Here is a 25,233-nt window from a genome sequence, read left to right as displayed (position 1 = left end):
GCTTCAGTCGAATACGCCGAAGGTCATGTAGCTGAACCACGAACGGTCGCTATTGTTGCCTTCTGCTTCGTGCTGTTCTTCCTCGACCGCGTCGCCATTGGCGTCTTTAGGCTTGAGGTCGGCCGGAATCGCGTCTTTGGCGTCCTGGAACTGCTTCATGACGTCCTGGTTGGCGCGGGTTTCTCCTGGCGGCAGCGGTGGACGAGATTCGATCAGGCCCAGGGTAGCCTTGCTCAGCCACGAACGGTTGTCGGCTTCGGCCACGCGAGGCGTGAACTGACCGTCGACCAGGGTCGGGTGGTTCGGGTAGTTGAGCTTCAGGGTTTCGAGGCTGGTGTTGGCCAGTTCGTCCAGGTGCATGCGCTGGTACGACTCGACCATGACCGCCAGGCCGTCGCCGACCGCTGGGGTTTCCTGGAAGTTTTCCACCACGTAGCGGCCACGGTTGGCCGCGGCAACATAGGCCTGACGGGTCAGGTAATAGTCGGCCACGTGGATCTCGTAGGCCGCCAGCAGGTTGCGCAGGTAGATCATGCGCTGCTTGGCGTCAGGCGAGTAACGGCTGTTGGGATAGCGGCTGGTCAGCTGGGCGAACTCGTTGTAGGAGTCGCGGGCAGCGCCCGGGTCACGCTTGGTCATGTCCAGCGGCAGGAAACGCGACAGCAGGCCCACGTCCTGGTCAAAGGAGGTCAGGCCCTTGAGGTAATAGGCGTAGTCGACGTTCGGGTGCTGCGGGTGCAGACGGATGAAACGCTCGGCGGCAGACTTGGCAGCCTCAGGCTCGGCGTTCTTGTAGTTCGCATAAATGAGCTCGAGTTGAGCCTGATCGGCGTAGCGACCGAACGGATAGCGCGATTCCAGGGCCTTGAGCTTGGCGGTGGCGCTGGTATAGCTGTGGTTGTCCAGGTCGGCCTGCGCCTGCTGGTACAGCTCGACCTCGCTCAGGTTCTCGTCTACGACTTCCTTCGATGAGCAAGCAGCGGTCAATGCGAGGATGGCGATCAGCAGCAGGTGTTTCACTTGCATGGCGGCTTGCGTCCCTATGACGGCCGCTGTCTTGGGCGTGGCCGTCCTGTTATGATGAGCGCCCCGTTGAAAGCCCCGGGGCAAAAGACGCCGTATTTAACCACAAGCGCGCAGCCGAAACCAAAGGCTGTAGCCGACGCCTAGTCTGAGCATGTCCGATAAAATTGAACTTAGCGCAGAGGTGCCGTCCGAATTGGGCGGCCAACGCCTCGATCAAGTCGCCGCACAACTATTCGCTGAGCACTCGCGCTCGCGCCTTTCCGCCTGGATCAAAGACGGCCGCCTGACTGTGGATGGAGCGGTTATCCGCCCGCGAGACATCGTTCATGGCGGCTCCATCCTTGAGCTGACTGCCGAGCAGGAAGCTCAAGGAGAATGGATAGCTCAGGACATCGCCCTGGACATCGTCTATGAAGATGACGACATCCTGGTGATCAACAAGCCTGCTGGCCTGGTGGTGCACCCTGCCGCCGGTCACGCCGATGGCACCTTGCTCAACGCTTTGCTGCACCACGTGCCGGACATCATCAATGTGCCGCGCGCCGGTATCGTGCACCGTCTGGACAAGGACACCACCGGTCTGATGGTGGTCGCCAAGACCATTCAGGCGCAGACGCAGCTGGTAACACAGTTGCAGAGCCGCAGTGTCAGCCGGATCTACGAGTGCATCGTGATCGGTGTGGTCACCGCCGGTGGTAAGATCAATGCCCCGATCGGTCGTCACGGCCAACAGCGCCAGCGCATGGCGGTGATGGAAGGCGGCAAGCAGGCGGTCAGTCATTACCGCGTACTCGAGCGTTTCCGTTCCCACACTCACGTGCGGGTCAAGCTGGAAACCGGTCGTACGCACCAGATCCGCGTGCACATGGCCCACATCAACTACCCGTTGGTCGGAGATCCTGCCTACGGCGGTCGTTTCCGTATCCCGCCGGCAGCCAGTGTGACCATGGTCGAATCGCTGAAGCATTTCCCGCGTCAGGCGCTGCATGCGCGTTTCCTGGAACTGGATCACCCGACGACCGGTAAGCGCATGAGTTGGGAATCGCCACTGCCGGACGATTTTGTCTGGTTGCTGTCGCTGCTCAAGCAAGACCGTGAGGCGTTCATCGGATGATGACTTGGCTGATTCCTGACTGGCCTGCGCCGGCCGGGGTGAAAGCCTGCGTCACCACCCGTGCGGGCGGCGTCAGTCTGGCGCCGTTCGACAGCCTCAACCTGGGCGATCACGTCGAGGACAGCCCTGCGGCTGTCGCCGAAAATCGCCGTCGCCTCACCGATTGCTTCTCTATTCAGCCGGCCTGGTTACAACAGGTTCACGGCATTGTGGTGGCTCACGCTGACCCGACGACGGTCGCGATGGCTGACGCCAGCTGGACTGAAACACCGGGTATCGCTTGCACAGCGATGACTGCCGATTGCCTGCCAGTGCTGTTTTGCGACCGTGCCGGCACCCGCGTTGCAGCGGCGCATGCCGGTTGGCGTGGCCTGGCGAATGGTGTGCTTGAGGCGACTCTGGACACCCTGGCGACGGACCCTGACCAGGTATTGGTCTGGCTCGGTCCTGCCATTGGTCCGAAAGCGTTCGAAGTCGGTCCGGAGGTTCGCGAAGTCTTTGTCCAGCAGCTCCCGCAAGCGGATCAGGCATTTGTCCCAAGCCAAAACGCCGGCAAGTTCATGGCTGATATCTATCTGCTGGCGCGCCTGCGTCTGGCGGCACGCGGTGTGACGGCTGTTTACGGTGGCGGTTTCTGCACCGTGACCGATCCACGCTTCTTTTCTTACCGCCGCGCGTCCCGCACGGGTCGGTTTGCCTCCCTGGTCTGGCTCGAGCATTAGACTCTCCTGACCTGCATCAACCTTGCAGCGCTTGAATCTTCCAGAATCGACCGCATCTAGTGGGGTATCTGGCAGGTTTCTCTATTTAGGTGTGTCCATCGCTCCGGCCTGCTCAAAGGAAGGTGACCAATGCGTATAGACCGTTTAACCAGCAAATTGCAGTTAGCCTTATCCGATGCCCAATCCCTGGCCGTCGGCCTCGATCATCCGGGCATTGAACCTGCGCACTTGATGCAGGCGCTGCTTGAACAGCAGGGTGGCTCGATCAAGCCACTGCTGATGCAAGTAGGCTTTGACGTCAACAGCCTGCGCAAAGAGTTGAGCAAAGAGCTCGACCAGCTACCGAAAATCCAGAATCCTACCGGCGACGTCAACATGTCGCAGGACCTCGCACGCCTGCTCAATCAGGCCGATCGCCTGGCTCAGCAGAAGGGCGACCAGTTCATCTCCAGTGAGCTGGTGCTGCTCGCCGCCATGGACGAGAACAGCAAGCTCGGCAAATTGCTGCTAGGGCAGGGCGTCAGCAAAAAAGCCCTGGAGAATGCGATCAACAACCTGCGTGGCGGCGAAGCGGTAAATGACGCCAACCACGAGGAGTCGCGTCAGGCGTTGGACAAGTACACCGTCGACCTGACCAAGCGCGCCGAAGACGGCAAGCTCGACCCGGTGATCGGTCGCGACGACGAAATCCGTCGCACTATTCAGGTCCTGCAACGCCGCACCAAAAACAACCCGGTGCTGATCGGTGAGCCTGGCGTGGGTAAAACCGCCATCGCCGAAGGCTTGGCCCAGCGCATTATCAACGGTGAAGTGCCGGATGGTCTGAAAGGCAAGCGGCTGCTGTCGCTGGACATGGGCGCGCTGATTGCCGGCGCCAAGTACCGTGGCGAGTTCGAAGAGCGCCTCAAATCCCTGCTCAATGAGCTGTCGAAACAGGAAGGCCAGATCATCCTGTTCATCGACGAACTGCACACCATGGTCGGCGCCGGTAAAGGCGAGGGCTCGATGGACGCGGGCAACATGCTCAAGCCGGCCCTGGCCCGTGGCGAGCTGCATTGCGTCGGCGCAACCACGCTCAACGAGTACCGCCAATATATAGAGAAGGACGCTGCGCTCGAGCGGCGCTTCCAGAAAGTGCTGGTGGATGAGCCGAGTGAAGAAGACACCATCGCCATCCTGCGTGGCCTGAAGGAGCGCTATGAGGTTCACCACAAAGTGGCGATCACCGACGGTGCGATCATTGCGGCAGCCAAGTTGAGCCATCGTTACATCACTGATCGTCAGTTGCCGGACAAGGCCATTGACCTGATCGACGAGGCGGCCAGCCGCATTCGCATGGAGATCGACTCCAAGCCGGAAGTGCTGGACCGTCTGGAGCGGCGCCTGATTCAACTGAAGGTCGAATCCCAGGCCCTGAAGAAAGAAAGCGACGAAGCGGCGAAGAAACGTCTGGAAAAGCTGCAGGAAGAAATCGCTCGTCACGAGCGCGAGTACTCGGACCTCGAAGAAATCTGGAACTCGGAAAAAGCCGAAGTACAGGGTTCGGCGCAGATCCAGCAGAAAATCGAACAGTCCCGTCAGGAACTGGAAGCCGCACGCCGTAAAGGCGACCTCAACCGCATGGCCGAGCTGCAATACGGGGTGATCCCGGACTTGGAGCGCAGCCTGCAAATGGTCGACCAGCACGGCAAAAGTGAAAACCAGTTGCTGCGTAGCAAGGTGACTGAAGAAGAGATTGCGGAAGTCGTGTCGAAATGGACCGGTATTCCCGTCTCGAAAATGCTCGAGGGCGAGCGCGACAAGCTGCTGAAGATGGAAAGCCTGTTGCACCAGCGTGTGATCGGCCAGAACGAGGCCGTAGTGGCTGTGGCCAACGCTGTACGGCGGTCCCGCGCGGGGTTGTCGGACCCGAATCGCCCAAGCGGTTCGTTCATGTTCCTCGGCCCGACCGGTGTCGGTAAAACGGAGTTGTGCAAGGCCTTGGCCGAATTCCTCTTTGATACTGAAGAGGCGATGGTGCGTATCGACATGTCCGAGTTCATGGAGAAACATTCCGTGGCGCGGCTGATCGGGGCGCCACCAGGCTATGTAGGTTACGAGGAGGGCGGTTACCTGACCGAGGCAGTGCGTCGCAAGCCTTACTCGGTGATCCTCCTGGACGAAGTCGAGAAGGCCCACCCGGACGTGTTCAACGTATTGCTGCAAGTGCTGGAAGATGGTCGCCTGACCGACAGTCATGGCCGCACCGTGGATTTCCGCAATACGGTAATCGTCATGACGTCCAACCTGGGCTCGGTACAGATCCAGGAACTGGTCGGTGATCGTGAAGCGCAACGTGCGGCGGTGATGGATGCGGTGTCGACACACTTCCGTCCGGAGTTCATCAACCGGATCGACGAAGTGGTGATCTTCGAACCATTGGCTCGGGATCAGATCGCCGGCATCACCGAGATCCAACTGGGTCGCCTGCGCAACCGTCTGGCCGAGCGTGAGCTGAAGCTGGAACTGAGCAGTGAAGCCCTGGATAAGCTGATCGCAGTGGGTTACGACCCGGTCTATGGCGCGCGGCCGCTCAAACGAGCGATTCAGCGCTGGATCGAAAACCCGTTGGCCCAGCTGATTTTGTCCGGCAGCTTCCTGCCAGGCGCCAGTGTGATGGCCACCGTGGCGAACGACGAAATCGTGTTCAACTAAGCGTTCGTTTCACGGTAAATAGAGAAGGCCCTGCATCGCAGGGCCTTTTTTTCGTTAGGGTGTTGAACTGTAAGGAAAAGGCTTGTAAAGTGCGCCCCGCAGTAAGTCGCCCCAACGGTTTCTTCTCCCCAAGGAGAAATCTGAAATAAGTTGCAAATCATTGTCTTGAAAGCAATTTAGGGGGTTGACAGAGGGTTTTAAAATTGTAAAATAGCGCGCCTCAGACACACGAACGCAGCGATGCGAACGAGTCGAAGAGAGTGAAGCAAAGCGTCAAATGTTGTAGATGTAATTGAAATATGTAGTTCCGTGATAGCTCAGTCGGTAGAGCAAATGACTGTTAATCATTGGGTCCCAGGTTCGAGTCCTGGTCACGGAGCCAATTTCAAACCGGGGTATAGCGCAGTCCGGTAGCGCGCCTGCTTTGGGAGCAGGATGTCAGGAGTTCGAATCCCCTTACCCCGACCATTTTTGGGTCGTTAGCTCAGTTGGTAGAGCAGTTGGCTTTTAACCAATTGGTCGTAGGTTCGAATCCCACACGACCCACCATTTTTGAAACCAGTTAACGCTGGAATCGAATCTTAAGATCAGAGGCCAAAAGCACTGATCGAAGAAGGCGCCTTTTAAAGGTGCCTTTTTTTTACCGGGGTATAGCGCAGTCCGGTAGCGCGCCTGCTTTGGGAGCAGGATGTCAGGAGTTCGAATCCCCTTACCCCGACCATATTAAAAATCCTCGTATCGAAAGATACGGGGATTTTTTTTGCCCAGAAGAAACACACGGGCACCGCAAAAACAATGTGGGAGCGGGCTTGCTCGCGAAGAGGTCGTGTCATTCAACATTTATGTCGACTGACACAGCGCTTTCGCGAGCAAGCCCGCTCCCACAGTTTTTTAGTGCAGTTTCAGACGCGGCTCAGTCCCGCGCCCAATCTTGCTGCCCAGCATCAACATCGCCGTACGGAATGGCCCGTACAGCGCCACTTGGTGCATGCGGTACAACGACACGTAAAACATCCGCGCCAGCCAGCCTTCCAGCATCACGCTGCCGGTCAGGTTGCCCATCAAGTTACCCACAGCCGAAAAGCGCGACAGTGAGATCAAGGAGCCGTAGTCGGTGTACTTGTATGTCGGCAAAGTCTTGCCTTCGATGCGCAGTTTCAGCGATTTGGCCAGCAATGATGCTTGTTGGTGCGCGGCCTGCGCACGAGGCGGTACGTTGCGGTCGGTGCCTGGTTGAGGGCACGCGGCGCAGTCACCAAAGGCGAAAATATTTTCATCGCGGGTGGTTTGCAGGGTCGGCAGTACTTGCAGTTGGTTGATCCGGTTGGTTTCCAGGCCGTCGATGTCCTTGAGAAAGCCCGGCGCGCGAATGCCGGCCGCCCAGACTTTCAGGCTGGCGTGGATTGCTTTGCCATCCGCGGTGATCAGGCTGTCGGCCGTCACTTCGCTGACGGAGGCATTGGTCATCACGTTGACCCCGAGTTTTTCCAGGGTTTTATGCACAGGCCCGCCGATGCGTTCCGGCAGGGCAGGCAAGACCCGTGGGCCCGCCTCGATCAGCGTGATGTGCATGTTTTCCGGTTTGATCCGGTCCAGGCCGTAAGCCGCCAGTTCATGAGCCGCGTTGTGCAGTTCAGCGGCCAGTTCGACACCTGTGGCGCCCGCGCCGACGATGGCCACGCTGATTTGCTCGACTTTGTCGGTCTGCCCGGCGTGGGCACGCAGGTAGTGGTTGAGCAACTGTTGGTGGAAGCGCTCGGCCTGTTTGCGGGTGTCCAGGAACAGGCAGTGCTGTGCCGCGCCCAGCGTGCCGAAATCATTGGTGGTGCTCCCCACCGAAATCACCAGCGAGTCGTAAGCCACTTCCCGCGCAGGCACCAGCTCCAGGCCTTGTTCGTCATAGGTGGCGGCCAGCTGGATTTTCTTCTGTGCGCGATCGAGCCCGCTCATGCGCCCCAGCTGGAACTCGAAGTGGTTCCATTTTGCCTGGGCGACATAGTTGAGTTCGTCTTCGGAAGAGTTCAGCGAACCGGCTGCCACTTCATGCAGCAGCGGTTTCCAGATGTGGGTCAGGTTCGCGTCGACCAGCATCACGCTGGCCGTACCGCGCTTGCCCAGAGTCTTACCCAGACGGGTAGCCAACTCCAGACCGCCGGCGCCGCCGCCAACGATAACAATACGATGAGTCATGGGGATATCTCGCAAGGCTAAAAGAAAACGGTGCAATTACCCGAGCGAGCGCGATGCAGCTCATAGCGTCAGGTAACTCACAAGTCGGCTCAGCAGGCCCAGGCCGATGGTCACTGCCAGTACCACCACGAGGAGCATCCACGGCCGGAAAGGCCGGCGCTCGACTCGGTGCTGGGACAGTTGCAGGTACTCTTCGACATGCTGTTGGTCATCGGGGTTCAAACGGCTGGTCATAGAAGGCCTCGTCAGGTAGACGTTGCAAAATGTATTGACGCTACAACACGGATTTATCCGGTGTTAAAGGCAGCATAGCCGCTGGCTGTAAGGGGCTTGACGCTGACGCTGTCGTCCAGGCGAATGATTGCGCTTTGTATCACTCGTGCGGTGATTGCGCCATGCCCGCGTACCCGGCCTTGTTACGACACCGCAGCAATCAGATCCTGCAACGTGTTCACAGGCTGATCCCGACGTCGAAGACGATGCTGCGGCCCAGGTTGCTGCGCAGAAAGTCCGGTGCATCGGGGTGGGCGAACAACACGCGGGCGAACGTCGGCCCGACCAGCGACAACGAGCGCCAGCCCTGGCGCAGGTACTCGGTGGGCGGTGGGAAGTGGCTGTTGAGGTCCAGGACTTCACGCTTGAGGCTGGCGAAGGCAATGATGTCCAGCTCCCCCAGGTCCATCCCGCGTTCCTTGTAGTTGTGGGCTTTTTTGCGCAAGGTCGGCGCCAGTCTCAACAGGAATTCATTGGCGGGGATGCGCCGTGGCTTGGCTTCGCGGCGCACCAGTTGGCTCAGGGAAAACGCGCTGCGGCGCCGTTGCAGTTCGTCGCGCCATTCGTCATTGAGGCGCCGCCCCTCGTCGAGCACGAAGAACACCTCGAAATTCGCTTCGCGAAACAACACGTCAGGCGGCTCGCCGGCAGGGCTGAATTCGTCGGCGCGATACGCAATATTCAAGCCTTGCAGCAGGCGCTGGCAGACCCAACGCTCACGCTCCCATTTGCGGGCATTGGACAGGAACGCGTTGGCTTGCTCGGCCGCGATGGTCAGCAGGCGCAGGTAATCTGAGTCATCCATAGGCCCAAGCTTAGCGTTCAAATGTGCTTTGGAATATTAAAGTCTTTGGTCCAGGCTTCAGAAGTGACTGGCACCCTCGGCTGGCGCAATGTCATCATTGGCGGCCCGGATATGTGGTCCTCAGCAGTGGCGAGTCAGGCCTGTACCTGACGGCTAAGCCAAGATGTACCGATATCGTTAACTTCTCTTTTGGACAGTTGAAAGCATGGAAGCTGAAAAGATTAATCTTCCTGATGGTACGACAGCGTGTTTTGCAGCCGCTCACACGCTGAGCCCCGTGAATGACAAACAAATAAAGCAAGTGAGCGTTGCCGAACGCAAGGCAGTTGCATTTTATATCGGTGGTGCGGCGGATAAAGAAAGTTACTACACGTTTGGTCCTGATAAACATGTGGAAAAACTTGAGCTGTATATGAGGACAAGGCTTCAAAAATATTGGGGCACGAAATACATTTCTAAGTGGCTGGACTACAGTGAGGCGAAAGGCTGGTACGACATCGAGCATAAAGTGATCAAGCTGATACCCAATAAGTCCAGCCCTGTCTACATAGTCGGCCATAGCCTGGGTGGCTGGAACGGTGCGCACTTATCGCAGATTCTGACCGATAAGGGCTACGTTGTTAAATTATTGGTCACGCTGGATCCCGTTGGACGAGGTTTCCTGGTGTCGTTGGGCTCTGATATTCACTTCGCGGAACCCAAGCCTAAAGCAGAACAGTGGATCAATGTCTGTGCCAATCCCTCAACGCCTGATGACACGGATGGTGTTGCAAACTTCGGTGAGAAGTGGCTGGTTTCCTGTGGGCCTGATATCAATGACACCATGGATGCCAACCACTATATGGCGATGCGAATGTTCGATACAACGCTGTCGAGTGGCAAGTCGGCAGCGACTATTATTCATGAGTCCATTACCGACTATTTGGGGTAAAGCCATGAAGCGGTTTTTGATTGTCGTGCTGTGTGCCTTATGTGTTTCGTGTGCCAAAAGTCATAATAAACCTGAGGCTGAACTTACCTTTTTGTCGGTCGCCATTGAGCATCCGCAACTATACAAGGTCGCTTTTGCGTCAAATCAAGACCTGTTAAATGTATTTTCCAAGACGCGAGGAGAAATTCAAACCCACGAGCAATTGCTGTGCGCACTTGAGGACGATCTGGATTTTTCATCGACCCACACGATGACGCGTTCCCTGCGGGGGGCTTTTCATGCAAGCCGGGGGGCTGAGCCAGTAGCGGCTGCCAAAGGTTATGAGTTTACGGCAGATGCATTTTTCGAAGCGGTGGACAGCGACGACAATGTGAGTCCCATCCCCAATGCGACACTCGATGTCCTTTTAGCCAGTAAGCCAAGTATTGCCTGCAAGGTGGTCGTTCTGGGGTACGGGTTCAAACCGTTCTATAGCAATACCGTGTATATCCCGACGAAAGACCTGTTGCGTGAAGTGAAAAAGGCCGAAGCGGCGCCGTGACGAAGGCGCGTTCGATCGCTGCGTACCGGGTTGTTGCTGAGTGCTGGAGCCTGGGATCACGCGGTGTAGACTGCTGACTTATTGATTCGCACAGAACAACAAGGAGTGTGTCGTGAAGTATTGGTCGGTGTTGTGGTTGCAGCTCAAGGACGGTCAATTGATTGGCCGGCACGAGTACGCCACGGCCACGCAACTGCGCGAGGCGCTGGAGAGCGTTCAACCATGATCGGTGCAGGGTTGCTCTCACCTGAAACCCTCACGGTCGGCTGGCTGATTTATGTGCCGGTGCTGGTCTGGGCGGTTTTGCGGGCACCGTGGGTCGAGTTGTTCAGCGACAGTCGGCGCCAGCATTTACTGTTTGGCACGGTGTTCGCGTTGTTCATGTTGTGGCTGGTGCGGCGGGACTTCAATACCGGTGTGTCGTATCACTTCATTGGCATGACGGCGGTGACCCTGTTGCTCGACTGGCCGCTGGCGATTATCGGCGGGCTGGTGGCGCAAGTCGGTCTGGTGCTGCTTGGGCGCCAGGATCTGGCGGCGATGGGCGTCAACGGCACCTTGCTGATTCTGCTGCCGGTGTTGGTTACCGAATGCTGTGCAATCCTTGTAGAGCGGGCGCAGCCGCGCAATCCCTTTGTGTATATCTTCTGTTCCGGTTTTTTTGCCGCCGCGCTCTCGGCATTGCTGTGCCTGTTGGTGGGGCTGGGGTTGTTATGGTTTGACGGGCGCTTCGCGATGCCGGAATGGCTGGAGGACTTTATCGGCTACCTGTGGCTGGTGATGTTCCCCGAGGCCTTTATCAACGGCATGGTGATCAGTGCGTTGGTGGTGTTTTGTCCCGAATGGCTGGAAACCTTCAACCGCACGCGCTACCTCAGCGCCCCCTGGAATGATAATGAGCCGCGCTCTTGATCCCCGCAGGTAATCGCAAGCCTTGATCCACATCAAATCGTCGAAGGGCTGGCGATCTCATGCTCTGAAAAACCTTCAGGAGTATCGGCATGAGTGTTTACGAGTGGGCCCGGCAGGAGTTGCGCAACAGCCTGGAGTCGGCGCATGAGGCGGGGTTTGAACCCGGTTTGACGTTGCGAGCCTTGCTCAGTGCGGTGGTGCAGCAGAGCAAGGACGTACGCAGTGTCGAGGATTTGGCCGACGAGTTGCAGTTTCTCGCCGAGAACCTCGACGACGGGCAGGATTACGGCTTTATGCGACCCTGACGGTCGGCATCAGTGACGCGGGTCGAAGTCTTCGCTGAACAGCTCGTCTTCAGCGTCCGGGCTGACCGGGATCTTGTGCTCTTCCGACGCCCAGGCACCCAGGTCGATCAGTTTGCAACGGTCCGAGCAGAACGGCCGGAACGTGCTGGTCGCGCTCCATTCAACGGGTGCGCCGCAGGTTGGGCATTCGACAATAGGGGGTTGGCTCATGATTGGCCTCCACGCAAAGTAAGGTAAAAGTGGTGCAGGCGTTCGACCTCGTTGTGCAGCCACGCGAGGTCGCGGTCGTTGACCACCACATCGTTGGCATGCAGCAAGCGGTCCTGACGCGTGGCCTGCGCTTTGAGAATGGCGTGCACCTGCTCGGCGCTGGTCTGGTCACGTGCCAGGGTGCGTTCGACTTGCAAGTGTTCCGGGGCATCGATCACCAGCACCCGCTGGGTCATGGTGTACTGCCCGGATTCGATCAACAGCGGTGAGACCAGAATCGCGTATGGCGATTCGGCGCGAGCCAGATGGCTGGCGATCTCCTGAGCAATCAGCGGGTGCAGCAATGCTTCCAGCCAGCGCCGCTCATCGGGCACCTCGAAGATCAGTTTACGCAAGGCTGCCCGGTCCAGTTGCCCATTGGCTTGCAACACGCCAGCACCAAAGTGCCCGGCGATCTGCGCCAGCGCCGGGCGCCCCGGCTCCACTACCCAGCGCGCCGCATGATCGGCATCCACCAGATGCACGCCCAGGTCGATGAAGTGCTGGGCCGCGGCACTTTTGCCGCTACCGATGCCGCCAGTCAGGCCGAGGATCCAGGGTTTTTCCACAGGGGTATTCATTTAAAACCGACAGACTGCCAATAGAGATCGGTTATTTGACCACCCCAGAGCAAGGCAATCCAGCCGGCAATGGCCAGATAAGGACCAAAGGGGATGGGCGTCGAGGTTTTTGCATCGCGCAGACGCAGTAAAACCAGCCCCAGCACGGCGCCCACCAATGAAGACAGCAGAATGGTCAGCGGCAGGATTTGCCAGCCGCCCCAGGCGCCGAGCATTGCCAGCAGCTTGAAATCGCCGTGGCCGATGCCGTCCTTGCCGGTGAGCAGCTTGAATACCCAAAACACCGACCACAGCGCCAGGTAGCCGGCCACGGCGCCCCACACGGCATCAGCCAGGGGTACGAACAGGCTGAAGCTGTTGAGGATCAACCCCAGCCACAGCAGCGGCATGACCAACACGTCGGGGAGCAATTGGTGCTCGGCATCGATCAGGCTCATCGCCAGCAAGCCCCAGCTCAGGAGCGATACCCAACCGGCCTGCCAGCCGAACCCGAAGTGCCAGGCGATAAACGCCGAGAGCACGCCACAGGCCAGTTCGGTCAGCGGGTAGCGGCGGCTGATGGGCGTCTTGCAGCTGGAACAGCGCCCCCGCAGTGCCACATAGCTGAGCAGTGGAATATTTTCCCAGGCGCGTATGCGGTGACCGCAGTGGGGGCACTCGGAGTGCGGCAGCATCAGGTTGTAAACCGGCCCTGACGATTCGGTCGGTAAACCAAGTACTTCGTGGGCCTGTAACCGCCATTCGCGCTCAAGCATTTTCGGCAGGCGCCAGACCACTACGTTGAGGAAGCTGCCGATCAGCAGCCCCAGCACCAGTGCCGTCAACACAAACGCCAGTGGAACGCTGGCCAGAAACTCACTCAAAGGCATGTTCAGATCGCTGTGCCGAGTTGGAAAATAGGCAGGTACATGGCAACCACCAGACCGCCGACGATAACGCCAAGCACCACCATGATGAAGGGTTCCATCAGGCTGGTGAGGTTGTCGACCATGTTATCGACTTCAGCTTCGTAGAAGCTTGCGACCTTGTCGAGCATGTCATCCAGTGCGCCGGATTCTTCGCCGATGGCCGTCATTTGAACCGCCATGCTGGGGAACATGCCCGTGGCACGCATGGAGAAGTTCAACTGCATGCCTGTGGATACATCCTGCCTGATCCGGTTCACCGCGTTCTTGAACACGACGTTGCCCGTGGCTCCTGCCACCGAGTCGAGGGCTTCAACCAGCGGCACGCCGGCAGCGAACGTGGTCGAGAGGGTGCGTGCATAACGGGCCACGGATGACTTGTACATCAGCGCGCCCACCAGTGGCATTTTCAACAGGTAGGTGTCGAGTGCGTCGCGAAAGCGTTGCGAGCGCCTGAACGCTTGCCGCACGCCGAAGCCTGTGGCGATCAACACCAGTAGCACCAGCCACCACCACGCCTGCAAGAACTCGGAAAGGGCGATGACCATCAGGGTGAAGACCGGCAACTGGGCGCCGAACCCGGCAAACACCGATTGGAATTGCGGTACGACCTTGATCAGGAGGATGCCGGTAACAACAATCGCGACAAAAACCACGGCCAGTGGATAGGTCATGGCTTTCTTGATTTTGGCCTTGAGGCTTTCGCTTTTTTCCTTGTAGGTGGCGACACGCTCCAGCAACGTGTCGAGGGCCCCGGCCTGTTCACCCGCGTCTACGAGGTTGCAGTAGAGCTCATCGAAATACTGAGGTTTTTTGCGCAGTGCGGCAGCGAAGCTGTTACCGGCGGCGACTTCCTGTTTTACCTCGTCTACCAGCTTGCGCATGTTCGGGTTATCGAAACCTTCGCCGATGATGTCGAACGACTGCAGCAACGGCACCCCGGCCTTCATCATGGTCGCCATTTGCCGGGTGAACAGGGCAATGTCATGAGCTTTGACGCGTTGACCGGCCCGCAGCAGGGAGGAGGATTTCTTTCGCACCCTGCCGGGGTTGATCCCTTGCTTGCGCAATTGTGCCTTGATCAGCGCCGGGTTATGACCGCTCAGTTCGCCGGTCATTTTCGTGCCTTTTTTATCGATGCCTTCCCAAGCGTAAACGCTGACTTTTACGGCTTTGACCGCCATGACTCAATCCTTGGTTACCCGGTTGACTTCTTCAAGGCTGGTAACGCCTTGCATGGCTTTGAGCAGACCTGAAGTGCGCAGGTCGTTGAAGCCGTCCTTGCGCATTTGCGTGTCGATCTCCAGTGAGTTGCCTTCGGCCATGATCAACCGTTGCAGCTCGGGGGTGTTTTTCACCACTTCATAGATCCCCACGCGTCCTTTGTAGCCGCCAATGCAGAGATCGCAACCGACGGGCTCATAGATCGTGAACGAGCCGATGCGTTCCCCAGGGAATCCTTCCTTGAGCAGCGTCTCTTCGGGAATGTCGATGGCGCGTTTGCAGTGGCTGCACAGTTTGCGCGCCAGGCGCTGGGCGATGATGAGGTTGACCGAAGTGGCGATGTTGAAGCCGGGAATGCCCATGTTATGCAGTCGGGTCAGTGTCTCCGCCGCGCTGTTGGTGTGCAGGGTGGAAAGCACCATGTGCCCGGTCTGGGCTGCCTTGATGGCGATTTCGGCGGTTTCCAGGTCGCGGATTTCGCCCACCATGATCACGTCCGGGTCCTGGCGCAGGAAGGAGCGTAGCGCCTGGGCGAAGTCCAGTCCCTGCTTGGGGTTGACGTTGACCTGATTGATGCCTTCCATGTTGATCTCCACCGGGTCTTCGGCGGTGGAGATGTTGATGTCGACGGTGTTGAGGATGTTCAGACCGGTGTACAGCGAGACGGTTTTGCCCGAGCCGGTCGGCCCGGTTACCAGGATCAACCCTTGGGGTTGCTTGAGCGCCGCCATGTACAGGTCTTTTTGCTCGGGTTCGTAGCCGAGGGCATCGATGCCCATTTGGGCGCTGGACGGGTCGAGAATCCGGATGACGATTTTCTCGCCCCACAGCGTTGGCAGGGTGTTGACCCGAAAGTCGATGGATTTGCTTTTCGACAGGCGCATTTTGATGCGCCCGTCCTGAGGTTTTCGGCGCTCCGAGATATCCAGGCTGGCCATGACCTTGAGCCGCGCAGCGATACGGTTGGCCAACTGGATCGGTGGCTTGGCCACTTCGCACAGCAGGCCGTCGGTACGCACCCGTACTCGATAGGTTTTTTCGTAGGGCTCGAAATGCAGGTCCGAGGCCCCGCCCTTGATTGCATCGAGCAGCATCTTGTTGACGAAGCGCACCACCGGCGCATCGTCGGCGTCTTGCCCGGCGATAGCATCCAGGCGCTTGTCGTCGATCGTCTCGATGTCCAGGCCATCAAGGTCCACATCGGCCATGTCTTCAAGGCCGGTGGTGTGGCTATCGAAGAATCGCTCAATGGCGTCAGTGAGTTTGTCGTCCTCCACCAGGATGGCTTCGGTGGTCAGCCCGGTGCTGAACTGGATGTCGTTGATAGCCTGCTGGTTGCTGGGGTCGCTGATACCGACGAACAACTTGTTGCCACGCCGCCAGAGGGGCAGGGCATGGTGTTGGCGAACCAGTTTTTCGCTGACCAGGTCTCTGGGCTGGGTGTCCTTGTCGAGGCAGTTCAGGTCCAGAAAGGCCACGCCAAAATGTTCCGAGGCGATTTCCGCGACCTGACGACTTTTCGCCAGTTTGTTCTGTACCAGGTAGCTGACGAGGGAAACCCGGCTGCGTTGAGCTTGCTGATACGCCTGTTGCGCGCTTTTTTCAGTGAGCACTTCGGCCAGCACCAATTGCTTGGCCAGGCCGGACAGGGCGATGTCATTCATTCGAGCACCAGACGCAAACCATTGAAGACTTATAGCGTAGTCAACCGGTGGCGCCAAACCAGCGAGGCTTGGGTGACAAAAAATGTCAGATAGTGCGCTTCTTCAGGTCAGGAGCCACGTGAGACCAGGCCCTTAACCCCACAGGGCTGGGCAGAAATGCGTTGGCATGTGCTGTGCTTTGTACTGTCCAGATCATGAGATTTCGCCTCATGCCTGGAGCCGTTTATGAACAGACAACAAGGTTTCACCCTGATCGAGCTGCTGATCGTGGTCGCGATCATCGGCATTCTGGCGACATTTGCCCTGCCGATGTATTCCAAGTATCAAGCGCGGGCCAAGCTGACCGCCGGGCTGGCCGAGATTTCGGCGATGAAGGTTCCGTATGAAGATGTGATCAATCAAGGGACCGCGCCGACCACGGCGAACGTGGGGCCTGGTGGCGCCGCGGCGACCAGCAATTGCACGCTGGTGGTAACGGGCACCGCTTCCACAGGGGCCGGCACCATCGTGTGCACGCTTGTGAATGCACCAGCGCCTGTATTGAGCAAAACCATTACCTTGACCCGTGACGCGACAAACGGCTGGTCGTGTGCGACCACCGCATTGCAGGACTACGCGCCTAAAGGTTGCACCGGCGCCTGATCGTGCAGTGATGAACCCATGCCTCGCCTCTGCGGACGCGGGGCATTTTTTTGCTCGTCATTGGGTGGCGGACTGACCTTGGGGAAGCGTTCAGTCATTCATGGCGTTAAGCCTGAAAAAAAACCGCAACTTGCATGTAGAGAATGGCCGGGTCATGCAATTTGCATGATTCCGATTTTTTGATGATTTTATAAGCTATTGATTTATATGAATTTATTCTTTGTCTTGATGTTGGCACATCCTCTGCAACATCCCTGATAACCCTGCTGGGATCGACTGCAGCAGACTTTCTGGAAAAACAGGAGTTACTCGTATGAAGAAGTTCGCTATCGCTGCCGCAACTGCTACCGCGCTGACCCTGACCCTGGCTAGCGGTGCATTTGCCCAGACCACTCAAACCACCCAATCACCCATGGTGGTGGCTGCCGGTGAAATGACCAAGGCTACCGAAGCCACTTCCGATACCTGGATCACCACCAAAGTAAAAAGCGATCTGATGACCGAGAAAGGCATTCCTGGCACCGACATCAAAGTCGAAACCAACAAAGGCGTTGTGTCACTGTCTTCGACCGTAGTCATTACCGAAGCCCAGAAGACCACCGCAGTGAACATCACCAAAAAAATCAAAGGCGTGAAAGCAGTATCGGCTGACGGTCTGAAAGCCGAGTAACGCGCAAGGCTTCTCGCCTGGACCGGGAGAAGACGCGACAGGTGGGCCGAGTCATACACCTGTCGCTGCTTTTGAGTTCATGCGACCGGCCACAAGGATGTGGTCATTACAGGCTCCGGCATTCGTGTCGGGGCCTGTTCTATTGGCAGCGCCGCAAACCCACTGTGGAAGCGGGCCGGGCGGCGTTCCCACCTTGGTGTTGTGCCTGGTTCAGTTACCGCGTTTGCTGGTGATCTGCACCAGCCTGTTTCCTTCAAAGCGCAGGTACTGGTACATGCCGTTGTTCGGGCCGTAGGTCCATTCCTCGACCTGAAATTCTTCCCGGCGATTGGCGCTGCGCTTGTAGCCCAGGGAGTCCCGGGCAACCGGCTCGCCGCATTTTTGCAGCACTTCGCTGGCGCGATCACCCACGCTGATCAGTTGGCTGGCACAGCGCAACGTATCGGCTGCCCACGCGTGGCTGGTAGCAAACGCCACCAGGCAGATCAGTATTCGGGCGCGCACTTATTCGGCATCCAGGTGCATTGGGGTGACCACGCGGCCGTCACTTTCCGCCTGACCGAGGTTGGCATCGATGAAGTACACACGGTCATCGGCCAGTTGGCCTTTATCCACCAGGTAATCCTTGATGCTGCTGGCGCGGTCCTGGCCCAGTTGACGCAAGAGTACGTCGCTTGACGCCCAGAACTTGATCACGCCTTCGCGCAGTTTGGCTGTGCGTTCATCTTTACTCAGTTGTGCCCATTCGGCCGGTGGCTGGGTTTTCAGGCGTGTGCGGTAAATGCCTTCGAGCAGCGGATTTTTTTCGCCGTCCGGGACCTCCAGCAACGAAGCCTGGGCCGGGACCTTGTCGCCGCGACGCTGGAGTATTTTGTAGTAGTTGTACTGGTATTCGCGTTCCAGTCGCTGCTCGGCAATCAGCGGGCCGTCGCTGCTTTGCGCGGCGGTGCCTTCGATTTCCAGGCGCAGTGCCGGACGCTCCTTGAGCGCACTGGCCAATTTGACCAGTGTGCCTTCGGCGTCCTTGCTCAGGTCACTTGAACCTGGTGCGAACGAAACGCTGCCCAGGTCCTGGGAGTCGCCCCCGGTGACCAGCCCGCCAATGAGTTTGAACGGTGCGGCGGCGGCCTTCACGATCAGGTTACGCAGGGTTTGCCAGATAATCGGCATCACGCTGAACTGCGGGTTGTTCAGGTCGCCGGTAATTGGCAGTTCGATGGAGATCTTGCCGTCGACGTCCTTGAGCAACGCGACGGCCAGTTTCAGTGGCAAGCTCACGGCGTCCGGGCTGTCGACTTTTTCGCCCAACTCCAGTTGTTCCACGACCACTTTGTTTTCAGCTTTGAGCTGGCCCTTGGTGATCAGGTAGTGCACGTCGAGATTGAGCCGGCCCTTGCGGATCCGGTACCCGGCAAATTTGCCGGAGTAGGGCGTGAGGGTTGTGAGCTCTACCCGTTTGAAACTGGTGGCGATGTCCAGCGCGGCCATCGGGTCGAACGGGTTGACGCTGCCCTTGATGGTGACTGGCGCATAGCGGTCGACCTTGCCCTTGACGTCGACGCTGGCCGGTTTGGCCTGGCGGCTGTCGATGGTGCCGATCTGGCCGTTGAGCTGTTGAATGGCGGTGGCGAAGTTCGGGGTCAGGCTGAAGTCGGCGAAGTTCGCCGAGCCGTCATTGATCGCGATGCCACCGATGTGAATGCCCAGCGGTTTGTTCGTGCTCGTTGCAGGTTTCGCCGCAGCGGTCTTGGTGCCGTTACCAGCCGGTTGCGGGATCAGCAGGTCATCGATGTTGGTGGTGCGGTCATCGTTGATCATGAAGCGTACATACGGCTGTTGCAGGTTGATCTTGTCGATCGACAGGCTGTCGCCGTGCTGGTAGTTGATACCGTCGACCACCACTTGCTGCCACTTGAGGAAGTCGCGGGTTTTGAGGGTGTCGAGGGTGTGCAGTTGATCAATCTGCGCTCGGCCGGTGATGTTGAACGCCAACGGCTCGGTGCTTTTGAGGTTGACTGCCAGATCACTGCCGAGCATGCCGCTGCGCAGCTCCAGGCGAATGAACGGACTGATATAGGACTGGGCGACACGCAGGTCGATGTCCTTGGTCTGTACGTTGAGTCTGGCGCTGATCGGCGCCAGATTGACTTCGCCACTCGCCAGGACCTTGCCCTGCTTGCCCAGCCCGGTGTCGAGCTTGAGCGTGAAAGGCGAGCCGTTGAGGCTGTCAAAGTTTTGCAGGTCAAGGTTCAGTGGGCCGACTTCCAGTGCTACGGCCGGTTGTGCCTTGCGATCAGCCAGGTGAACCTGGTAATCGCGCAGTTGCACATCCTTCAACAGGACTTGCCAGGGCTTGCTCGGGGCAACCGGCGCGGCTTTGGGCGAGTCGGCTGCTGCGGGCGCGGCCGCAGGTTCTGCTTTTGCCGCCGGTTTGGCTGGCTGGCTGGCAAAGAGTTTTTGCCAGTCGAGTTGACCGTCTGATTCGAGGGCCGCCCAGGTTTCGAGTTTTTCGCTGCGGACCTTGCCGACCACCACCTGCTGTTTGGCCAGGTCGATCGTGGTTTCGCTGACGTCCAGGCGCGCCAGGCGCACTAGTGGCCGGCCATCCGGGGCCTTGATCGCGAACGGTGCAACGCTGAGCGCGGTATTGCTCAGCAGCAGTTCGGTGCCCTTGGCCAGGCTGAGCTTGTAGTCGGTACTCAGGCTCAGGGTGCCATCTTCAAGGACCAGCGGCACCGCGTCGCGCACGTAGGGCCACCAGGCTTTCATCTTGCCGTTGGTGACTTTGAGTGTGCCTTCGGAGGTGAGAGGGATCAGGCTGACATGGCCGGACCAGTCGATCTGCCCACCCTCGGGGCCGACAGCCACCAGGGTCATGGCGGCGTTGTCGTCGGGCAGGGTGGACAGGTTACTCAGTTCGAAATCGAGTGTGTTGTACAGGAACTCGATGGGCTCGCTGGGGCGCAAGTCCTGGAAGTGGACGTAGCCACCCGCCAGTTTGATGCGCTCGACGCGCACAGGGAAAGGCTTGGCGTTCGGGTCGGCGGGTGTCGGCTCGCTGGCTGGCAGTTTGAACAGGCCCAGCAGGTTGAGCTGGCCGTCCTTGCCAAAGAGAAGCTCGGTCTTGGGTTTATCCAGTTCGATGTCGCTCAGGTGCAGCGCACGTGTCCAGAGGCTGTCGATCTGCAGGTTGGCGTAGAACCGTTCGAAGCCGATCTGCTCTTTGCCCGGCTCGCCAATGTTCAGGCCCCACACGGTCAATTCCAGGCTGAAGGGATTGAGTTCGATCCGCTGGATGTGGGCCGGCACCGTGGCGTAGTGGGCCAATTGTTGGTTGGCGACCCGCAGGGCGATGCCCGGCAAAATCAGAAACCCCAGCAGGCTGTAGAGGGCCAGAGCGGTCAACAAAGCGCCGATAGCGCGAATCAATCCTTTGGGCATGTGGGGCTTCATCTGTCTGGATCGGAGTGCCTTGGAGTATGGCACGCGTTTACGGTTCCGAAGTAATCGCCTTCGAACAGGATTCTTCAGATTTTGTTGTTAGGTTTCAGAGCTTCAGGATCAGGGTTTTCAGTGGTGGCTGTTGATCCATCGACGGGAAGTCGCGGCCAGGTGTCAGCACCGACCACTCCCGAACCGGGCGCCCGGCTTTCTCGGCGCAGCGCAGCACTTGCTCGCGCCAGTCGTCGAGGCTGACTTTCGCCAGGTTGTTGCAGCAGATCAGCACGCCGTTGTCGGCGGTGGCCAGCAATGCCGGTTTGAGCAGGCTTTGATAATCACGCAACAGGTCGACGGTGCCAAACGCACTTTTCGCCCACGCAGGAGGATCGAGCAGGACCAGGTCATATTGGCGCTGTTCCAGGCGTGGATAGCTTGGCAATTTCTGCCCGCGACGCTGGGTGATCGGCAGGCCTGCGAGTTGGCGAATGGCCGGGAAGTAGTCCGATTGCACGAACTGCATGGTCGGCAACTGCGGGTTGAGCAGGCCGTTTTCACGACCCACGGCCAGGTTACCTTCGGCAAAGTCCAGGTTGCAGACTTCGCGGGCACCGCCAGCGGCGGCACTGAGGCCCACGCCGCAGGTGTAGGCAAACAGGTTCAGCACGCTTTTACCGGCGCTGTGGTCCTTGACCCAGCCGCGAGCGTTTCGCAGGTCGAGGAACAGCAGCGGATCTTGCCCGGCGTGGCGGCCACGGACCCGGTAGTTCAGGCCCCATTCGTGACCGACCAAGTCTGCCAGTGCGGCCTCTTCGGCGCGGTAGACCGTGTCTTCGCGATCAATGCGCGAGTTACCCCGCGAGCGGTCGTTGTAGACCAGCAGGGTGTCGAGGTCGAGGTATTGGTTGACGGTGGCATGCAACGCGAGCAAGTCATCGCGTTCCAGCGATTGGTGAAAGCTTTGGACCAGCAACTGCGGGCCGTAGCGGTCGACCGTCAGGCCACCGGCACCTTCCTGGCTGCCATGGAACAGCCGATAGCAGTCGGTGCCTTGCTGGTGCAGCTCGGCGAGCAGGTCTTGGCGATGATCGAGGGCGGCGCGCAGCGCCTGATTCAAGGAAGACATGGACGCGCCTTGCTGGGGAATTTGGCGCGAGAGTTTAACAGCATTGTGAGCGATGGTTCCCCTGTGGCGAGGGCGCTTGCTCCCGCTCGGGCGCGCAGCGGCCGTAAAGTCTTCGACCGGGCTTTGTCTGAAAGGATTCGGCGCAAGGACTTGGGAGTGCTTCGCACTCCAGCGCGAGCAAGCTCCCTCGCCACAGGGTAAGTGTTTGGCGATGATCTGGCGTTCGATCGCCAGCGTCACACATATCAGCTGGATATTCCCATCCGCCGTTTGGCGCGCTGTGCCGAACCATTGCGCACCGCCCAGCGCAGCATCGGGGCACTGCGATTGATGCTGGCGCGGATCAGTTGGCGATGTAACGGGTTCTGGCGGACACCCAGCATGTCACTGGCCCAGTCGGGCAGCAGGTCGATGCCGGCTTGCATCATCAGCCCGCCGAAAGGCTTGGCCAGGCGACTGGGGGACGGTGCGGCGAGGAGCAATCGCAGCACCTCGCGGCTGCGCTCATCGCACAGCAACTGTGGGCGCATTCGCTTAAGGTACTCGGCGATTTCCTGACGTGAGCGCGGAACATTCCGCGCGCCCAGTCGTTCGGCGACCAGGGCGATTTCGGCGTAGTACCGGTCCTGATTGGCCAACGAAAGGTCCGGGTTACGGTAACGCACGTGGGCGGCGAGGAAGCTGCTGACTTCTGCCACATGCACCCAGGTCAGCAAGTCGGGATCGCTGGCGGCGTAGGGTCGGCCGTCGGGCGCGGTGCCAACGACCTGCAGGTGAATGGTGCGCACTTTGTCGATCAGCCATTCGGCGTCCTGGCGTGAGCCGAAGGTCGTGCCCGAGATGAACTGCCCGGTGCGGCGCAGTCGCCCGAGCATGTCTTCACGAAAGTTCGAATGATCCCAGACCCCGGCCAGCGCCAATGGGTGCAAGGCTTGCAGCATCAGTGCGCTGATGCCGCCAATGAGCATGCTGCTGAAGTCACCGTGGACCTGCCAACTGACCGAGTCCGGCCCGAACAGACCTGGGTCGCCCTTGGGGTTTTCCAGGTCGAGTTTGCCCAGCGACAGACCGCTCAGGCTCATGATCTGGGTTTCGATGCGCGTACGGATGAATTCCATGACAACTCGCTGCAACTTCAGTAAGGAGGGCGCGGCATGGGCCGCGCCGGTTCAATGGTTCAGACGCTTGTCGATCAGCCCTTCGACCACGCTCGGGTCAGCCAGGGTCGAGGTATCGCCGAGGCTGTCGAGTTCATTGCAGGCGATCTTGCGCAGGATCCGTCGCATGATCTTGCCTGAGCGGGTTTTCGGCAAGGCCGGTGCCCACTGGATCAGATCGGGCTTGGCGAAACTGCCGATTTCCTGGCTGACGTGGGTCAGCAGGTCTTTCTTCAGTTCGTCATTGGGTTCGATGCCGTTCATGGGGGTGACAAAAGCGTAGATCCCCTGGCCCTTGAGGTCGTGGGGGTAACCGACCACAGCAGCCTCGGCGATACTGTCGTGCAGCACCAGCGCGCTTTCGACTTCCGCGGTGCCGATGCGGTGGCCGGAGACGTTGATCACGTCATCGACGCGCCCGGTGATCCAGTAATCGCCGTCTTCATCGCGGTGTGCACCGTCACCGGTGAAGTAATAACCGGGGTAGGGTTTGAAATAGGTGTCGAGCATGCGCTGCGGATCGCCGTAGACGCTGCGGATCTGTGCAGGCCAGCTTGATTTTATGGCGAGCACGCCGCTGCCGGCGCCGCTGATTTCCTTGCCGTGCTCATCGAGCAGCACCGGTTGTACGCCGAACATGGGTTGGGTGGCGCAGCCGGGTTTGATCCGCTGGGCGCTGACCAGCGGGCTGAGCATGATGCCGCCGGTTTCAGTCTGCCACCAAGTGTCGACAATCGGGCAGCGTTGCTCGCCCACGGCGTTGAAATACCAGTCCCAGGCTTGCGGGTTGATCGGTTCGCCCACGCTGCCCAGCAACCGCAGGCTTGCCCGTGAAGTGCTTTGCAAGGGCCCCGGTCCTTCGCGCATCAGGGCACGCAGGGCGGTGGGCGCGGTGTAGAAAATGTTGACCTTGTGCTTGTCGATTACCTGCCAGAAGCGCGAGCTGTCGGGGTAACTCGGCACGCCTTCGAAAATCAGCGTGGTCGCGCCGTTGGCCAGCGGGCCATAGACGATGTAGCTGTGGCCGGTAACCCAGCCGACGTCGGCGGTGCACCAGAAGACTTCGCCGTCGCGGTAGTCGAACACGTATTTGAAGGTCATTGCTGCTTGCAGCAGATAACCGCTGGTGGTGTGCAAAACGCCTTTGGGTTTGCCGGTGCTGCCGGAGGTGTAGAGGATAAACAGCGGGTCTTCGGCGTTCATCGGTTCGGGCGGACAGTCGTCGCCGACATCGCGCAAGGCCTGGTGATACCAGAGGTCGCGCCCCTCAACCCAGTTCACATCGCCCTGGGTGTGCTCGACCACCACGACCGTGTTGACGTTCGGGCAACTGAGCAGGGCCCTGTCGACGTTGCGCTTGAGGGGCACATATTTACCGCCTCGCACGCCCTCATCGGCGGTGATCACGGTGCGGCAGTCGGCATCCAGGATGCGGTCGCGCAGCGAGTCCGGGGAGAATCCGCCAAACACCACGGAGTGCACGGCGCCAATGCGTGAGCAGGCGAGCATGGCGTAGGCCGCTTCGGGGATCATCGGCATGTAGATGCACACCCGGTCGCCTTTTTTCACGCCACGGCTTTTCAGCACGTTGGCCAGGCGGCAGACGTAGTGATGGAGTTTTTGGTAAGTGATGTGTACCGACTCGGCCGGATCGTCGCCCTCCCAGAGGATTGCAACCTGCTCTCCGCGCTGGGCGAGGTGGCGGTCAATGCAGTTGTAGCTGACGTTTAGCTGGCCACCAGCAAACCATTGGGCGGCACCGGTGTGGATGTCGGTTCGCTGGACGGTTTGCCAAGGCGTCGACCAGTCGAGAAAGCGCTTGGCCTGTTCGGCCCAGAAAGCATCGGGTTGCTCGATGGATTGTCGGTAGAGGCGCTGGTAGTCATCCTGACTCAGTTGCGCAGCCCGGCGGACGGCATCGGCGTTGGGGAACGTGCTGATATCGAACATGACGGTTCCTTATTCTTGTTTTGCGACAAGTGATAAAGATGCGCCGAGTAACTATCGGGTTCAAGTCGTACAACGGACCAATGTGGGAGCGGGCTTGCTCGCGAATGCGGTGGG

General features: G+C 59.0%; 23 protein-coding genes, 4 tRNA genes and 1 pseudogene. 13 read left to right on the top strand and 15 right to left on the bottom strand.

The window, feature by feature from the left end; all coding sequences use genetic code 11:
• Positions 1–3: 3 nt before the first annotated feature.
• Positions 4–1,026, bottom strand: coding sequence for an outer membrane protein assembly factor BamD (locus tag AC1Z1G_RS23015; protein WP_483622600.1), 1,023 nt, complete (start codon positions 1,024–1,026; stop codon positions 4–6).
• A gap of 151 nt (positions 1,027–1,177) precedes the next feature.
• Between AC1Z1G_RS23015 and rluD the strand changes: the two genes are divergently transcribed.
• The 7 genes from rluD to AC1Z1G_RS22980 all read left to right on the top strand — a co-directional run bounded on the left by rluD (position 1,178) and on the right by AC1Z1G_RS22980 (position 6,277).
• Positions 1,178–2,140, top strand: coding sequence for a 23S rRNA pseudouridine(1911/1915/1917) synthase RluD (gene rluD / locus AC1Z1G_RS23010; RefSeq protein ID WP_347902084.1), 963 nt, complete (start codon positions 1,178–1,180; stop codon positions 2,138–2,140).
• Entirely contained in the window at positions 2,137–2,862 is a 726-nt protein-coding gene (gene pgeF, locus AC1Z1G_RS23005; RefSeq protein WP_483622599.1) for a peptidoglycan editing factor PgeF, read from the top strand. Before rluD ends, pgeF begins: the two co-directional genes overlap by 4 nt.
• Before the next feature lie 129 nt (positions 2,863–2,991).
• Positions 2,992–5,556, top strand: coding sequence for an ATP-dependent chaperone ClpB (gene clpB / locus AC1Z1G_RS23000; protein ID WP_483622598.1), 2,565 nt, complete (start codon positions 2,992–2,994; stop codon positions 5,554–5,556).
• 306 nt (positions 5,557–5,862) lie between these two features.
• Positions 5,863–5,938 (top strand) — tRNA-Asn (locus AC1Z1G_RS22995).
• A gap of 9 nt (positions 5,939–5,947) precedes the next feature.
• Positions 5,948–6,024: transfer RNA gene (locus AC1Z1G_RS22990), tRNA-Pro, on the top strand.
• Positions 6,025–6,029: 5 nt separating this feature from the next.
• A tRNA-Lys gene (locus AC1Z1G_RS22985) sits at positions 6,030–6,105 on the top strand.
• A 95-nt stretch (positions 6,106–6,200) separates the two neighbouring features.
• Positions 6,201–6,277 (top strand) — tRNA-Pro (locus AC1Z1G_RS22980).
• A gap of 170 nt (positions 6,278–6,447) precedes the next feature.
• On the opposite strand, the gene AC1Z1G_RS22975 is transcribed toward AC1Z1G_RS22980, so the two are convergent.
• The 4 genes and pseudogenes from AC1Z1G_RS22975 to AC1Z1G_RS22960 form a co-directional block, all read right to left on the bottom strand.
• Positions 6,448–7,746 (bottom strand): NAD(P)/FAD-dependent oxidoreductase, encoded by a 1,299-nt coding sequence (locus AC1Z1G_RS22975; RefSeq protein ID WP_483622597.1) that lies wholly within the window; start codon positions 7,744–7,746, stop codon positions 6,448–6,450.
• Positions 7,747–7,806: 60 nt separating this feature from the next.
• Complete coding sequence (locus tag AC1Z1G_RS22970; protein WP_347902080.1) at positions 7,807–7,980, bottom strand: DUF3094 family protein; 174 nt, start codon at positions 7,978–7,980, stop codon at positions 7,807–7,809.
• A gap of 53 nt (positions 7,981–8,033) precedes the next feature.
• Positions 8,034–8,153: pseudogene (locus AC1Z1G_RS22965) on the bottom strand (MOSC domain-containing protein); the annotation flags it as partial.
• Between the two features lie 44 nt (positions 8,154–8,197).
• Entirely contained in the window at positions 8,198–8,824 is a 627-nt protein-coding gene (locus AC1Z1G_RS22960) for a DUF1780 domain-containing protein (protein WP_483622596.1), read from the bottom strand.
• Between the two features lie 205 nt (positions 8,825–9,029).
• On the opposite strand from AC1Z1G_RS22960, the gene AC1Z1G_RS22955 reads away from it, so the two are divergent.
• The 4 genes from AC1Z1G_RS22955 to AC1Z1G_RS22940 all read left to right on the top strand — a co-directional run bounded on the left by AC1Z1G_RS22955 (position 9,030) and on the right by AC1Z1G_RS22940 (position 11,513).
• Entirely contained in the window at positions 9,030–9,755 is a 726-nt protein-coding gene (locus tag AC1Z1G_RS22955) for an alpha/beta hydrolase (protein ID WP_483622595.1), read from the top strand.
• Positions 9,727–10,296 carry a hypothetical protein gene (locus AC1Z1G_RS22950; protein WP_483622594.1) on the top strand — a complete coding sequence of 190 codons (570 nt, stop codon included), beginning with the start codon at positions 9,727–9,729 and terminating at the stop codon, positions 10,294–10,296. The genes AC1Z1G_RS22955 and AC1Z1G_RS22950 overlap by 29 nt, the downstream gene beginning before the upstream one ends.
• A gap of 222 nt (positions 10,297–10,518) precedes the next feature.
• A complete protein-coding gene (locus AC1Z1G_RS22945) occupies positions 10,519–11,208 on the top strand; it encodes an energy-coupling factor ABC transporter permease (RefSeq protein WP_483622593.1) in 690 nt (229 codons plus the stop codon).
• 89 nt (positions 11,209–11,297) lie between these two features.
• Positions 11,298–11,513, top strand: coding sequence for a hypothetical protein (locus AC1Z1G_RS22940; RefSeq protein WP_347902077.1), 216 nt, complete (start codon positions 11,298–11,300; stop codon positions 11,511–11,513).
• Between the two features lie 9 nt (positions 11,514–11,522).
• Here the strand turns inward: AC1Z1G_RS22940 and yacG are convergent, their stop codons facing one another.
• From yacG to pilB, 5 genes are read right to left on the bottom strand one after another with little or no spacing between them, the layout of a single operon-like run.
• On the bottom strand, positions 11,523–11,723 hold the full coding sequence (gene yacG, locus AC1Z1G_RS22935) for a DNA gyrase inhibitor YacG (protein WP_483622592.1): 201 nt from the start codon (positions 11,721–11,723) through the stop codon (positions 11,523–11,525).
• A complete protein-coding gene (gene coaE / locus AC1Z1G_RS22930) occupies positions 11,720–12,343 on the bottom strand; it encodes a dephospho-CoA kinase (protein WP_483622591.1) in 624 nt (207 codons plus the stop codon). The genes yacG and coaE overlap by 4 nt, the downstream gene beginning before the upstream one ends.
• Entirely contained in the window at positions 12,340–13,212 is an 873-nt protein-coding gene (locus tag AC1Z1G_RS22925) for a prepilin peptidase (protein ID WP_483622590.1), read from the bottom strand. Before AC1Z1G_RS22925 ends, coaE begins: the two co-directional genes overlap by 4 nt.
• 2 nt (positions 13,213–13,214) lie before the next feature.
• A complete protein-coding gene (locus AC1Z1G_RS22920) occupies positions 13,215–14,432 on the bottom strand; it encodes a type II secretion system F family protein (RefSeq protein WP_483622589.1) in 1,218 nt (405 codons plus the stop codon).
• Between the two features lie 3 nt (positions 14,433–14,435).
• The gene (gene pilB, locus AC1Z1G_RS22915; protein WP_483622588.1) at positions 14,436–16,136 is read right to left on the bottom strand and encodes a type IV-A pilus assembly ATPase PilB; all 1,701 of its coding nucleotides are present in this window, start codon (positions 16,134–16,136) and stop codon (positions 14,436–14,438) included.
• 225 nt (positions 16,137–16,361) lie between these two features.
• Here pilB and AC1Z1G_RS22910 point away from each other — a divergent pair, with 225 nt between their 5' ends.
• Both AC1Z1G_RS22910 and AC1Z1G_RS22905 read left to right on the top strand, forming a co-directional pair.
• Positions 16,362–16,778: a pilin gene (locus AC1Z1G_RS22910; protein WP_483622587.1), complete on the top strand. Its 417-nt coding sequence runs from the start codon at positions 16,362–16,364 to the stop codon at positions 16,776–16,778.
• Positions 16,779–17,091: 313 nt separating this feature from the next.
• Positions 17,092–17,448 (top strand): BON domain-containing protein, encoded by a 357-nt coding sequence (locus AC1Z1G_RS22905; protein WP_483622586.1) that lies wholly within the window; start codon positions 17,092–17,094, stop codon positions 17,446–17,448.
• A gap of 210 nt (positions 17,449–17,658) precedes the next feature.
• Here the strand turns inward: AC1Z1G_RS22905 and AC1Z1G_RS22900 are convergent, their stop codons facing one another.
• From AC1Z1G_RS22900 to acs, 5 genes are all read right to left on the bottom strand, one after another.
• Positions 17,659–17,952, bottom strand: a complete 294-nt coding sequence (locus AC1Z1G_RS22900) for a DUF2845 domain-containing protein (protein WP_483622585.1) — start codon at positions 17,950–17,952, stop codon at positions 17,659–17,661.
• On the bottom strand, positions 17,953–20,901 hold the full coding sequence (locus tag AC1Z1G_RS22895; protein ID WP_483622584.1) for a DUF748 domain-containing protein: 2,949 nt from the start codon (positions 20,899–20,901) through the stop codon (positions 17,953–17,955).
• A 94-nt stretch (positions 20,902–20,995) separates the two neighbouring features.
• Entirely contained in the window at positions 20,996–22,012 is a 1,017-nt protein-coding gene (locus AC1Z1G_RS22890) for a class I SAM-dependent rRNA methyltransferase (RefSeq protein WP_483622583.1), read from the bottom strand.
• Between the two features lie 245 nt (positions 22,013–22,257).
• Positions 22,258–23,130 carry an oxygenase MpaB family protein gene (locus AC1Z1G_RS22885; protein WP_483622582.1) on the bottom strand — a complete coding sequence of 291 codons (873 nt, stop codon included), beginning with the start codon at positions 23,128–23,130 and terminating at the stop codon, positions 22,258–22,260.
• A gap of 51 nt (positions 23,131–23,181) precedes the next feature.
• A complete protein-coding gene (gene acs, locus AC1Z1G_RS22880; RefSeq protein WP_483622581.1) occupies positions 23,182–25,119 on the bottom strand; it encodes an acetate--CoA ligase in 1,938 nt (645 codons plus the stop codon).
• Between the last annotated feature and the right edge of the window lie 114 nt (positions 25,120–25,233).

The sequence above is a fragment of the Pseudomonas sp. JL27(2026) genome (assembly GCF_056933555.1).
Note: the sequence above shows the minus strand (reverse complement) of the source record. Positions and strands in the feature narration are given on the sequence as shown.